The organism is Bacteroides hominis, from assembly GCF_033042785.2.
GTDB classification, from domain to species: domain Bacteria; phylum Bacteroidota; class Bacteroidia; order Bacteroidales; family Bacteroidaceae; genus Bacteroides; species Bacteroides hominis.
This window is the reverse complement of the sequence record NZ_CP178829.1, coordinates 5,170,151-5,183,745: the sequence shown is the minus strand read 5'-3', so window position 1 is coordinate 5,183,745 and position 13,595 is coordinate 5,170,151. Positions and strand designations below refer to the sequence as shown.

Sequence of the window (13,595 nt, the reverse complement as noted above, 5' to 3'; positions counted from 1 at the left end):
TTATCGGTATTTTTATGAATTTTGCCTGAGCCCATTGATATACTCAATAAACTTTCTGTAGAAAGAGTGTTTGCTCATGGTTGTGGCATCACCCAATATTACCAGTTTCATTCTGGCACGGGTGATGGCTACGTTCATTCGCCTTAAGTCATTGAGAAATCCGATCTGTCCGTTTTCATTGGCTCGCACCAAACTGATAAAGATTACATCACGTTCTTGTCCCTGAAAACCATCTACTGTATTGACAGTGATTCGGTTACGGTAGGGGCGAAAGAATGGATTTCCTTTTATTTTATTCCGTAAATATTGTACCTGGGCTTTATAAGGTGAAATAAGTCCAAAGTCTATACACTCTTCTGCCACTCGGTTTTCTCCGATTTTGCGGATATAATTTTCCAGTTCTTGCAACAGCAGATTGGCTTCCGGTTTATTGATACGTCCGAAGCTTTCTCCAACGAACTCTTCATGAAAGTCCATTTCCGAAGTATCGATCCAATTTATGGGAGTGTCCAGCTCGAGTATTCCCCGGTGAGAAATTTCCGGTGCGGCTTCCAGCTCACCTTGATAGAACCAGGCGGAAGGAAACTGCATGATGGAGCGATGCATGCGATATTGTATTTTCAGCAGAGAAACGGCTTCTTGCTTGTTCATTACGACTTTTTCCATTAATGTGCGGTCTAAACCGCTTCGCGCAGCCTCCATACATTTAATGGTCGGAGGGAGTTGGCAATGATCTCCTGCGAGGATTACACGGTCTGCTTTTCGGATAGCTATCCAGCAGGCAGCTTCCAGGGCCTGTGCGGCTTCATCGATAAAGAGGGTGCTGAAATGCCGTCCGGTGAGAATCCGGTGATTACTGCTGACCAGTGTAGATGCAATGACACGGGCACTGGAAAAGAGGTCTTCGTTGATTAGTATTTCAAGTTCAGTGGCACGCTCTTTCAGGCGGAGTATTCGGTTACGTGTGGATTCGCGTTCAGAATATCCTCCTTTACGCAGATGATTCCCCATGTCACGAATGGATTTACGGATACCCCATAACTCGGTATATGCCGGATGACTTTCGAAACGGCGTTCGTAGGTAAACGAAAGCATTTTGTCGTTTACCCGGCTGGGATTGCCGATGCGTAGTACAGGCACTCCGCGGTCTACCAACTTTTCTGCAATCCAGTCGACGGCTGTATTACTTTGCGCACATACCAGCACTTGGTTTTCACGATGCAGTGTTTCGTAGACAGCTTCTACGAGGGTAGTGGTTTTACCTGTTCCCGGAGGTCCGTGTACGATAGCCACGTCTTTGGCACGTAGCACTTTGTTAACGGCTTCCTCTTGTGTGATGTTCAGCCAGGGGAAGCGTACCGGATATATCTCTCTCCATTGCGAAGGTTGTTTACTAAGTAAGATATCACGTAGTTGGGCGAGGCGATTACCTTTCGCACGAATCACGTCTTCCAAGGCTTCGAACATACTGCGGTAGGAAGTCTCATCGAAATACAACTGTACCCCCAGTCTGTCTGCTCCTTGTATTTCAAGAAGTGCACCTGCTCCGGGTACCACGACTACCATACGCTCTTCATCTGCATAGCTTACGGTGTAGATGGAATTGAAATAATGTATGCTGCCATCATAGCCCTGTTCGAAAAAGCAGACAGGACGTCCGAATTCAAATGCATGTTCTATCTCTTTATCTTCTTGACGTTCTATTTCTATCACAAGTTGGTTCAGCGAATTATAAAAACTTCTGCCTGTACTGACGGGATACCAGCAAAGCCCTCGCTTCACTTTCCTCGCAATGCCCATCGTTTCTGTCTGCTTGCGAAATTCTTCTTTTTCATATTCATATTCCATACGTAGCAAAAGCTGTTGGCGTTGAAGATCGCTAAGCGGGGAAGAAGAGTTTGTATTATAATCGTTCATGTTAATGGGGTGCGGGTTAAATTTCCGGCAAAGATAACAAATCTGTTTCCGGATTGGAATAAACATTTCAATTTGTTAAACCTTTCTTTCGTATAATTGGTTATAATAAATAGAAGAACAGATAAAACCAGAATTGTTATGGTATATGATTTGAATATGTTAAAGAGCTTCTATACATCCTATAAAGGGAAAATGGAGCATGTTCGTGCAGCACTGAAGCGTCCTTTGACGTTGGCTGAAAAGATTTTGTATGCACATTTGTATAATGTGGCGGATTTAAAGAATTATGAACGGGGAGAGGACTATGTCAATTTTCGTCCGGACCGTGTTGCAATGCAGGATGCAACGGCTCAAATGGCCTTGTTGCAATTTATGAATGCTGGGAAAGATACAGTGGCAGTACCTTCCACGGTACACTGCGATCATTTGATACAAGCTTACCGGGGTGCTGAACGTGACATTGAAACAGCTACACAAACCAACCGGGAGGTGTATGATTTCTTGCGTGATGTTTCCTCTCGTTATGGCATTGGTTTCTGGAAGCCGGGAGCGGGCATCATTCATCAGGTGGTACTTGAGAATTATGCTTTTCCGGGTGGGATGATGGTCGGTACCGACTCGCATACCCCGAATGCCGGAGGGCTCGGAATGGTGGCGATCGGTGTAGGTGGTGCCGATGCTGTGGATGTGATGACAGGTATGGAGTGGGAACTTAAGATGCCGAAATTGATCGGGGTACGTCTGACAGGAGAGTTGAATGGATGGACAGCTCCCAAAGATGTCATACTGAAATTGGCCGGTATCCTGACCGTGAAAGGAGGGACAAACGCTATTATCGAATATTTTGGATCGGGTACGGCTTCGTTATCGGCCACGGGAAAGGCTACAATCTGTAATATGGGTGCTGAAGTAGGAGCTACTACCTCTCTTTTCCCTTATGATGAACGTATGGCTGTTTATCTGAAAGCAACCGGACGCGAGGAAGTGGCTGTGATGGCCGACAGTGTAGCTGCCGATTTGCGTGCAGACGACGAAGTAATGGCACGTCCGGAAGATTTTTATGACCGGGTTATCGAAATAAATCTTTCAGAGTTGGAACCTTATATTAATGGTCCGTTTACTCCGGACGCCGCCACTCCTATTTCAGAATTTGCTGAAAAGGTAGTAATGAATGGTTATCCCCGGAAAATGGAAGTAGGTTTGATAGGTTCCTGTACCAACTCTTCTTATCAGGACATCAGCCGTGCGGCTTCCGTAGCCCGGCAGGTGAATGAGAAGAACCTGGGAGTGGCATCACCACTGATTGTAAATCCGGGTTCCGAACAGATCCGTGCGACAGCCGAGCGTGACGGTATGATGGATGTATTTGAAAAGATGGGTGCTACTATCATGGCTAATGCCTGCGGTCCTTGTATCGGCCAGTGGAAACGCCATACAGACGATCCGACCCGTAAAAACTCTATTGTGACTTCATTTAACCGCAATTTTGCCAAACGTGCTGACGGTAACCCGAATACTTTTGCTTTTGTGGCTTCACCCGAGATTGTTCTGGCACTGACTATTGCCGGCGATCTTTGTTTCAACCCGTTGAAAGACCGTTTGGTTAACCATGACGGTGAAAAGGTGAAACTTAGTGAACCTACGGGGGATGAACTGCCATCTGCCGGATTTGTTGCCGGCAATCAGGGATATCAGGCTCCTACGGGTGAGAAAGCTGAGATTAAGGTTGCTCCGGATTCTCAGCGTTTACAGTTACTGACTCCTTTCCCTGCATGGGACGGCAATGATTTTCTCAATATGCCGCTGCTTATCAAAGCACAGGGAAAATGCACCACAGATCATATCTCGATGGCAGGTCCCTGGCTTCGGTTTCGTGGCCATTTGGAAAACATTTCCGATAATATGTTGATGGGAGCGGTGAATGCATTCAATGGCGAAACGAATAAGGTCTGGAACCGTTTGACCAATACATATGAAACAGTTTCGAGTACCGCAAAACAGTATAAAGCGGATGATATCTCTTCCATTGTAGTAGCCGAAGAAAATTATGGAGAGGGGTCAAGTCGTGAGCATGCTGCCATGGAACCGCGTTTTCTGAATGTGAAGGTGATTCTGGCCAAAAGCTTTGCCCGCATTCATGAAACCAATCTGAAAAAACAGGGTATGTTGGCTGTTACCTTTGTAGATAAAGCCGATTATGACCGGATTCGTGAGCACGATTTAATCTCGGTAGTTGGATTAAAAGAGTTTTCGCCCGGACATAACCTGGAGGTGATTTTGCATCACGAAGATGGCACTGAAGAACGGTTTGCGGTACAGCATACTTACAATGAACAGCAGATTGGCTGGTTCCGAGCTGGATCGGCTTTGAACGCCAAATAGCTTGTAGATAGCTTTCCGGGACTTGTTTTAGGTTTTAAATCAATAAATCTTTGGTTTTAAACCAATTGAACCTGACTTTGGAACACGATTGGAGGAGTATATAAAAAAATAAATCAATGAGTAAAATTACCAAACAGAAAGATGGGGGATTGTTGGTGCCGGATGTACCGACAATACCTTTTATAACAGGTGATGGAGTAGGGACGGAAATCACTCCTGCCATGCAGGCAATAGTAAATGCGGCGGTAGACGTATCGTATGGTGGCAGCCGTCATATCGAATGGAAAGAAGTATTGGCCGGTGAACGTGCTTTTCGGGCAACGGGTTCATGGTTACCTGATGAAACGATGGAGGCTTTTAAGGAATATCTGATCGGCATCAAAGGACCGTTGACAACTCCGGTCGGTGGGGGAATCCGTTCGTTGAATGTGGCTCTCCGCCAGACGCTCGACTTATACGTTTGCTTGCGTCCGGTGCGCTGGTTTCGTGGAGTGGTGTCTCCCGTCAAAGAGCCTGAGAAGGTGAATATGCACATCTTTCGTGAAAACACGGAAGATATCTATGCCGGGATCGAGTGGGAAGCAGGTACTCCGGAGGCAAGAAAATTCTATAAGTTTTTGCACGATGAGATGGGAGTCAGTAAAGTACGTTTTCCCGAAACCTCTTCTTTCGGGGTGAAGCCGGTTTCGCGTGAAGGTACAGAGCGTCTGGTACGTGCCGCGTGCCGCTATGCATTGCAGCATGAACTGCCTTCGGTCACTTTGGTGCACAAAGGCAATATCATGAAATTCACCGAAGGAGGTTTTAAAAAATGGGGATACGAGTTGGCTGAACGTGAGTTTTCCGATGCGATTGCTTCAGGCAAGCTGGTGATTAAAGATTGTATCGCTGATGCCTTTTTGCAGAACACTCTCTTGATTCCTGAAGACTATTCGGTTATCGCCACTTTGAATCTGAACGGAGATTATATTTCCGATCAGTTGGCAGCCATGGTAGGAGGTATCGGTATCGCGCCGGGAGCCAATATCAACTATGACTCCGGACATGCCATTTTTGAGGCTACCCATGGGACGGCTCCCAACATTGCCGGAAAGGGAGTAGTCAATCCTTGTTCATTGATACTTTCAGCCGTCATGATGCTTGAATATCTGGGCTGGCAGGAGCCTGCCGACCTGATTGTAGAGGCGCTTGAAGCCAGTTTTGCCGAAGGGAAAGCCACCAATGACCTGGCGCGCTTCATGCACAAAGGGCAGCCACTTTCTACCTCCGAATTTACAGAAGAAATCATTAACCGAATTAAAAATTAATACCTTCAGGACATGAAAAAAGAATATTTGATTTATAAACTTTCCGAGGCAATGAAAGATTGTACCCGGATTGACACCGATTTATTTCCGAAGTTTGACGTAAAACGGGGGCTTCGTAACGAAGACGGTACAGGTGTGTTAGTCGGATTGACTAAGATTGGTAATGTCGTAGGTTATGAGCGAATTCCCGGAGGGGGATTGAAGCCTATTCCCGGAAAGCTGTTCTATCGGGGATATGATCTGGAAGACTTGGCACATGCCATTCTGAAAGAAAAACGTTTTGGATTTGAAGAAGTTGCTTATTTATTGTTATCCGGCAGTTTGCCCGATAAAGAAGAACTGGCTTCGTTTAGGGAACTAATCAATGATAATATGCCTTTGGAACAAAAAACCAAGATGAATATCATTGAACTTGAGGGGAACAATATTATGAACATTTTGGCTCGCAGTGTACTTGAAATGTATCGTTTTGATTCCAATCCGGATGACACTTCACGTGATAACCTGATGCGTCAGAGCATTGATCTGATCTCAAAGTTCCCCACAATCATCGCTTATGCCTTCAATATGTTGCGTCATGCCACTTTCGGCCGTTCGTTACACATCCGTCATCCGCAGGAGAATTTGTCGATTGCCGAGAATTTCCTTTATATGCTGAAACGGGATTATACCGAACTGGACGCGCGTACGCTCGACCTTTTGCTGGTGCTCCAGGCGGAACACGGAGGAGGTAACAACTCTACTTTTACGGTTCGTGTAACTTCATCTACCGGTACAGATACATATTCGGCTATTGCCGCAGGTATCGGTTCGTTGAAAGGTCCGCTCCATGGAGGTGCCAATATTCAGGTGGCCGACATGTTCCATCATTTGCAGGAAAATATTCAGGACTGGACCAATGTGGATGAGATTGACACTTACTTTACCCGTATGCTGAACAAAGAGGTTTATAATAAGACCGGATTGATCTATGGTATCGGGCATGCCGTGTATACCATTTCCGATCCTCGTGCCGTATTGCTGAAGGAACTTGCACGTGACCTGGCACATGAGAAAGGGCGTGAACGCGAATTTGCTTTCCTTGAACTTCTGGAAGAGCGTGCCATTGCCACATTCGGTAAGATTAAGAATAATGGAAAAACGGTGTCCAGCAACGTTGATTTTTATTCCGGTTTTGTATATGAAATGATTGGCTTGCCACAAGAAATCTACACTCCTTTGTTCGCTATGGCACGTATTGTCGGTTGGTGTGCCCATCGTAATGAAGAATTGAATTTTGAAGGCAAACGTATCATTCGTCCGGCTTACAAGAATGTGTTGGAAGAAGAAAAATATGTGCCGTTGAAAAAAAGATAAAAGAAAAGTCTGAGGGTGTGGCAGATCACTTTGCAGCACCCTTACTTTATTTCCGTAAACTATTTGTCTCTTTAAAGTTTTTCTTTTAACTTTGTCCATTGTATAAAATCTTGGATATGAGTATAGAAGGCTTTAATCTGCTTCTTTTGATAATGAGTCTGGTGGCTCTGGTCGTTTTCATAGCCCTTTATTTTATCAGGGCGGGATACGGTATGTTCCGCAGCCGTTCCTGGGGTATCTTGGTAAACAATAAGTTGGCCTGGATACTTATGGAGGCCCCTGTCTTTTTGGTCATGAGTTGGTTGTGGTGGCATTCCGACCGTCGTTTCTTTCCTGTAGAACTTACTTTCTTTCTCTTCTTTCAGTTGCATTACTTCCAGCGGGCCTTTGTTTTTCCCTTCTTGATGAAAGGAAAAAGTAAGATGCCGATACTCATTCTTTTGATGGGAGTCCTCTTTAATATCCTCAACGGACTGATGCAGGGTGAATGGATATTTTATCTTGCGCCTTCAGGATACTACACAGCCGACTGGTTGCTGTCACCTTGTTTTTGGATAGGAACACTTTTATTCTTCAGCGGGATGCTAATCAACTGGCATTCCGACTCAGTCATCCGGAATCTGCGTACTTCCGGAGATACCCGCCATTATCTTCCTCAAAGGGGAATGTATCGTTACGTGACTTCTGCCAACTATTTGGGTGAGATTGTTGAATGGATTGGTTGGGCTGTCTTGACCTGGTCTTTGCCGGGATGTGTCTTTGCTTGGTGGACTATTGCCAACCTTGTTCCACGGGCAGATGCTATTTGGCATCGTTATAAGGAAGAGTTCGGGTCACAGGTCGAGTATAAGAAACGAATTTTTCCCTTCTTATATTAAAAAATAAAATACTTATGAATACACACCTTGCTTCTAAGCTTTTCACACCGATTACCATCGGACCGCTTACATTGCGCAACCGTACTATTCGTTCGGCAGCTTTTGAAGGTATGTGTCCGGGAAACGCCCCTTCTCCGATGTTGCTTGATTATCATCGTTCCGTTGCTGCCGGAGGTGTAGGGATGACTACGGTTGCCTATGCTTCGGTGACCCGTAGCGGATTATCATTTCCAAGGCAATTGTGGCTTCGTCCCGAGATCATTCCCGGCTTACGTGAGCTAACCGATGCCATTCATGCGGAGGGTGCCGCTGCCAGTATACAGATAGGGCATTGTGGCAACATGTCTCATAAAAGTATTTGTGGAGTTACGCCTATTTCTGCTTCATCAGGCTTCAATATTTATTCGCCTACATGGGTACGGGGGATGGGGCGGGAGGAATTGCCGGAAATGGCAAAAGCCTACGGACGTGCAGTCTGTCTTGCTCGTGAAGCCGGCTTTGATGCTGTTGAAGTTCACGCAGGACATGGGTATCTGATCAGCCAGTTTCTTTCACCTTACACCAACCGCCGGAAAGATGAATATGGAGGATCATTGGAGAACCGGATGCGGTTTATGATGATGGTAATGGAAGAGGTGATGAAGGCGGCCGGCAGTGATATAGCCGTGTTCGTGAAGATGAATATGCGTGACGGCTTTCGTGGTGGTATGGAAATAGAGGAGACCCTTGAAGTGGCCAGACGGCTTGAGTCATTGGGGGTGCATGCATTGGTTTTGAGTGGAGGTTTTGTCAGTAAAGCTCCTATGTATGTTATGCGTGGGGCGATGCCTATCAGGACGTTGACGCACTATATGGATTGCTGGTGGTTGAAGTATGGTGTTAAGTTGGCGGGACGGGTGATGATACCGACTGTTCCTTTTAAAGAAGCCTATTTCTTGGAAGATGCTTTAAAGTTCCGCTCTGAGATTAAAATTCCTTTAATTTATGTTGGCGGGCTGGTGTCCCGTGAGAAAATAGATGAAGTGCTGAATGAAGGGTTCGAGGCTGTACAGATGGCACGTGCTTTGCTTAATGAACCCGGGTTTGTCAACCGGATGCGGCGTGAAGAAAAGGCCCGCTGTAATTGTGGGCACAGTAATTATTGCATAGGAAGGATGTATACCATTGAGATGGCTTGTCATCAGCATTTGGCAGAAGAACTTCCTCTTTGTTTGCAAAAAGAGATCGAACACTTGGAAAATAAATGATGGAACGTAAGCTTGCTATTATTACCGGCGCCGATGGTGGGATGGGGATGGAGATCACCCGTGCCGTGGCTCGTGAAGGTTATGCAGTAATCATGGCCTGTTGTTCGCTGTCGAAGGCGGAGCCCAAATGCAGGGAGTTGGCGAAGGAAACAGGAAATAAGAATATGGAAGTATGGGAGATAGATCTTGCATCACTGGCTTCAGTGAAAACTTTTGCAAACCGGGTATTACAGCGGAACACTTCCATAGCTTTGCTGATGAATAATGCCGGGACGATGGAAACCGGATTGCATATTACAGAAGATGGGCTGGAGCGTACGGTCAGTGTAAACTATGTAGGTCCCTGTCTGTTGACGCGGCTTTTGCTTCCGTTGATGGGACAGGGAACACGTATTGTCAATATGGTGTCTTGTACCTATGCAATTGGTAAGCTGGATTTTCCCGATTTTTTTCTTCGTGGTAAAAGGGGAAATTTCTGGCGAATCCCTGTTTATAGTAATACAAAACTCGCTTTGTTGCTTTTTACTTTTGAACTGGCAGAGCGTCTTCGGGTACGTGGAATAACGGTCAATGCTGCTGATCCAGGAATTGTGTCTACCGATATCATCAGGATGCATCAATGGTTCGATCCATTGACCGACATTTTCTTCCGTCCTTTTATACGGACACCTCTTCAGGGGGCCTCTACTGCAATCGGACTATTACTTGATGTGGAAGCAGGGAAACAGACTGCGACATTTAATTTGAATAATCATTTGCATCCTCTTTCCGAAAAATATACTCACCATGTTCAAAGGGTGCAATTATGGGAGGAAACAGAAAGAATCTTGTCAGAGAAGGGGTTTACCGTAAATGATAAACGGTGAACCATAAACATTTTGTATGTTTACCGTCCACCGTTTGTCTTTTTCTGTTGTATACTGTTATCAAATAGACAGTTCTCTCAACACATTGACGAGATCTCTTTTGACAGGTTTATCGTTTTTAATGGCTTTGCTGAACGGAACATAAACAATTTCGTCGTGCTCTATGCCGATCATGACATTACGTTGGTCTTCCATGATAGCATCGATAGCTGCCGCACCCAGACGACTGGCCAAAATACGGTCATGTGCCGTCGGGCTGCCACCACGTTGCAAGTGCCCCAGAATGGTGACGCGAACATCATATTGAGGATATTCGTTTTTCACACGTTCGGCATAATGCATGGCACCTCCGGTAAGTTCACTTTCGGCTACCAGTACGATACTGCTGTTTTTTGATTTGCGGAAACCGCTCTTTATAAATTCCTCCAGTTGGTCGACTTCCGTACTGAATTCCGGAATGATGGCGGCTTCTGCTCCCGAGGCAATCGCACCGTTCAATGCCAGAAAACCGGCGTCGCGTCCCATTACTTCTACAAAGAACAAACGCTCGTGCGAAGTAGCTGTGTCACGGATCTTGTCGACTGCATCCAGAATGGTATTCAGCGCCGTGTCATATCCGATAGTGGTATCTGTGCCAAAAAGGTCATTGTCAATAGTACCCGGAAGTCCGATACAGGGAACGTCATATTCTTGTGCAAAGATGCGTGCTCCGGTCAGCGAACCGTCACCACCAATTACAACAAGGGCATCAATCCCTTCTTTTACCATGTTATCGTATGCCATTTTGCGTCCTTCGGGAGTTGTAAACTCTTTGCAACGTGCTGTTTTCAGGATCGTTCCCCCCAGTTGAATGATGTTACTTACATTCTGGCTTTTAAATTCTTTGATCTCTCCTGTTACCAAGCCTCTGTATCCTCTATATATACCTTTTACTTGCAGTCCGTTGTAGATTGCTGCACGTGTCACTGCACGAATAGCAGCGTTCATTCCCGGTGCATCACCACCGGAAGTTAAAATACCAACACACTTAACTGTTCCCATAACAATCTTGTTTTTTAATTGACGTTGCAAAGATAACAAAAAGGAGTGCCCTGTATGATTAAATAACGTTAATTCATTGTCTTTTAATCTGTGCCTTTATGGCTTCGGAGATTTCTTCCATTAGCCATTTGGGAGTGGATGTAGCCCCGCACACGCCGATAGAATTGACTCCGGGGAGCAAAGAATCATCGATTTCCTCAGCACTGTCTATCAAATGTGAGTTTGGGTTGACTTTTTTGCACTCTTCGAATAACATTTTGCCATTTGAACTTTTTTTACCACTGACAAAAAAGATCAGATCGTGTGAAGCAGCAAATTTTCGCAGGTTGGGCATGCGGTTGGCTACCTGGCGGCAAATGGTATCATAATATTCAAAAGTCGCGTCAGGCGAAATGTGTTCTTTGATGTATTCCACAATTTCCCAAAACTCATCGAGTGATTTGGTAGTCTGTGAGTATAAGCGTATGCTTTTGCTGAAGTCTAGCTGACGGGCTTCATCGAGTTTTTCTATCACAATCGCTTTGCCGGTTGTTTGTCCGACCAATCCCAGGACCTCTGCGTGTCCGTTCTTACCGTAGATCACGATTTGTTTCTCATCAGAGTCCTCCTGCATGTATTCTTGTTTGATCCGTTTTTGCAAACGGAGCACTACCGGACAAGTGGCATCAATGATCTCGATGTTATTCTCTTTGGCGATGATATAGGTCTCAGGCGGTTCGCCATGGGCGCGTAAAAGTACTTTGGCGTTATGAAGTTGCTTGAATTCCTCATGGTTGATGGTAATCAGTCCCATTTCCTTCAGACGCTCCACTTCGCGGCTGTTGTGTACAATATCTCCCAGGCAATAGAGCGTCACCCCTTTTGTGAGTTCCTCCTCGGCTTTGTGGATGGCTGTGACCACTCCGAAACAAAAACCGGAACCTTCATCTATTTCTACTTTTACCATATAATTACAAAATCTGTGATTAAAAAAGGGTGTAGCCATACTGACCGGATGGCTACACCCTTTCCTCAGGATGGCTACACCCTATGGGGCGTATGGCTACACCCTTCCGTTTTTACTTTTTTATTGCTTTTTGATATTCGGCTGTCAACCACTCCCTCTGCTCGGCAATGGTGAGATGACTGTTGTCTAATAGTAAAGCATCGTCGGCTTTCTTTAGCGGGCTCACTTCACGCGTCTGGTCTATATGGTCACGTTGTTTCACGTTCTCCAATATTTCTTCGAAACTGGCCTCCTGTCCTTTGGCTTTCAGTTCGTCATAACGGCGCTGGGCACGAATCTCCGGTGAGGCGGTTACGAATATCTTTAATTCTGCATCCGGAAATACAGTTGTACCGATATCACGGCCATCCATAACAATGCCCTTGGCTTTGCCCATTTCTTGTTGCTGGGCCACCATGGCTTCGCGGACAAAACCGAGCGCACTGATCGGACTTACTTTAGAAGAAACTTCCATGGTGCGGATTTTGTTCTCTACGTTCACTCCATTTAAGTAAGTATTCGGGCGACCGGTTTCCGGATCAATCCGGAAAGAGATGTGGATATCGTCGATACGCTGTTTCAGTTTTTCAGTATCAATCGTATCTCCGTTGAAGATGCCGTTCTCTATACTGTATAGTGTAACGGCACGATACATAGCTCCACTGTCGATATAAATGTATCCGATTTCTTTAGCCAAATCTTTAGCCATGGTACTTTTCCCGCAAGAAGAAAAGCCATCAATTGCAATTGTTATCTTTTTCATGATGTTATGCAGCAGGTTTATTCCCTTTTTTAACGTCTTATCTAAATTTTTTCGCCAAATATACTGCATTTTTAAAATATCTGCGTTATATTTGTGGCACAAAAGCAATAACAGCTTAAAAACCAGAAGAACACCAATTTTTATATAATAATTTTATGGAAGTAAAAAAATCGCCCAAAGCAGACCTCGAAGGTAAGAAGACCCAGTGGCTGCTGATCGGTTACGTTGTGGTGCTCGCCTTTATATTCGTTGCGTTCGAATGGACGGAACGTGATATAAAGATCGATACAAGCCAGGCGGTAGCCCAAATTGAGTTTGAAGAGGAAATGATTCCTATTACACAACAGGAAGAAAAACCGGCCCCACCTCCCGTTGAGGTTCCGAAACAGGCTGAAATCCTGAAGATTGTTGATGACCAGGCTGATGTGGAAGAAACAGCTATTGCTTCAACAGAGGATACCGGACAGAAAGTGGAAGTAAAATACGTGCCGGTTGAGGTGAAAGAGGAAGAACCGTCGGAACAGGAAATTTTTGAGGTAGTAGAAGAAGCTGCTGAGTTTCCGGGTGGTATGCCTGCTTGTTTGCAGTTCCTGTATAAGAATATCAAATATCCGACCATTGCTCAGGAAAACGGAACCCAGGGACAGGTTGTTCTTCAGTTCGTTGTTGAACGTGATGGTAGTATTACTGACATTAGGGTTGTAAAGAGCGTTGACCCATATCTTGATAAAGAAGCTCTTCGTGTGGTTAAAACCATGCCTAAATGGAAGCCGGGTAAGCAGAGAGGTAAACCAGTTCGTTGTAGATTTACATTACCTGTACGATTCAGACTGCAATAATCATTGTATAGTAT

11 protein-coding genes are annotated in these 13,595 nt (G+C 45.2%); 7 read left to right on the top strand and 4 right to left on the bottom strand.

All coding sequences use genetic code 11. The features are described 5' to 3' along the window. Positions 1 to 12: 12 nt before the first annotated feature. Entirely contained in the window at positions 13 to 1,917 is a 1,905-nt protein-coding gene (locus R3O62_RS21865; RefSeq protein ID WP_223127671.1) for an AAA domain-containing protein, read from the bottom strand. Between the two features lie 138 nt (positions 1,918 to 2,055). On the opposite strand from R3O62_RS21865, the gene R3O62_RS21860 reads away from it, so the two are divergent. The 6 genes from R3O62_RS21860 to R3O62_RS21835 all read left to right on the top strand — a co-directional run bounded on the left by R3O62_RS21860 (position 2,056) and on the right by R3O62_RS21835 (position 9,953). Beyond that, the gene (locus tag R3O62_RS21860) at positions 2,056 to 4,299 is read left to right on the top strand and encodes an aconitate hydratase (protein WP_234163915.1); all 2,244 of its coding nucleotides are present in this window, start codon (positions 2,056 to 2,058) and stop codon (positions 4,297 to 4,299) included. 116 nt (positions 4,300 to 4,415) lie between these two features. Continuing rightward, positions 4,416 to 5,606, top strand: a complete 1,191-nt coding sequence (icd, locus tag R3O62_RS21855) for an NADP-dependent isocitrate dehydrogenase (RefSeq protein ID WP_032542742.1) — start codon at positions 4,416 to 4,418, stop codon at positions 5,604 to 5,606. 12 nt (positions 5,607 to 5,618) lie between these two features. Next, a complete protein-coding gene (locus R3O62_RS21850; RefSeq protein ID WP_005781276.1) occupies positions 5,619 to 6,962 on the top strand; it encodes a citrate/2-methylcitrate synthase in 1,344 nt (447 codons plus the stop codon). Positions 6,963 to 7,078: 116 nt separating this feature from the next. Beyond that, positions 7,079 to 7,840: a DUF1295 domain-containing protein gene (locus R3O62_RS21845; protein WP_317472510.1), complete on the top strand. Its 762-nt coding sequence runs from the start codon at positions 7,079 to 7,081 to the stop codon at positions 7,838 to 7,840. 14 nt (positions 7,841 to 7,854) lie between these two features. Then, on the top strand, positions 7,855 to 9,087 hold the full coding sequence (locus tag R3O62_RS21840; protein WP_317472509.1) for an NADH:flavin oxidoreductase: 1,233 nt from the start codon (positions 7,855 to 7,857) through the stop codon (positions 9,085 to 9,087). After that, complete coding sequence (locus R3O62_RS21835) at positions 9,087 to 9,953, top strand: SDR family NAD(P)-dependent oxidoreductase (RefSeq protein WP_005821646.1); 867 nt, start codon at positions 9,087 to 9,089, stop codon at positions 9,951 to 9,953. Before R3O62_RS21840 ends, R3O62_RS21835 begins: the two co-directional genes overlap by 1 nt. Positions 9,954 to 10,013: 60 nt before the next feature. Here the strand turns inward: R3O62_RS21835 and pfkA are convergent, their stop codons facing one another. The 3 genes from pfkA to cmk form a co-directional block, all read right to left on the bottom strand. Continuing rightward, on the bottom strand, positions 10,014 to 10,994 hold the full coding sequence (pfkA, locus tag R3O62_RS21830) for a 6-phosphofructokinase (RefSeq protein ID WP_005781272.1): 981 nt from the start codon (positions 10,992 to 10,994) through the stop codon (positions 10,014 to 10,016). A 73-nt stretch (positions 10,995 to 11,067) separates the two neighbouring features. After that, positions 11,068 to 11,940: a 4-hydroxy-3-methylbut-2-enyl diphosphate reductase gene (locus tag R3O62_RS21825; protein WP_005808303.1), complete on the bottom strand. Its 873-nt coding sequence runs from the start codon at positions 11,938 to 11,940 to the stop codon at positions 11,068 to 11,070. A 112-nt stretch (positions 11,941 to 12,052) separates the two neighbouring features. Continuing rightward, positions 12,053 to 12,742 (bottom strand): (d)CMP kinase, encoded by a 690-nt coding sequence (gene cmk / locus R3O62_RS21820; protein ID WP_032536839.1) that lies wholly within the window; start codon positions 12,740 to 12,742, stop codon positions 12,053 to 12,055. A 155-nt stretch (positions 12,743 to 12,897) separates the two neighbouring features. On the opposite strand from cmk, the gene R3O62_RS21815 reads away from it, so the two are divergent. Then, positions 12,898 to 13,581, top strand: a complete 684-nt coding sequence (locus tag R3O62_RS21815; protein ID WP_005781269.1) for an energy transducer TonB — start codon at positions 12,898 to 12,900, stop codon at positions 13,579 to 13,581. The last annotated feature ends 14 nt before the right edge of the window (positions 13,582 to 13,595 follow it).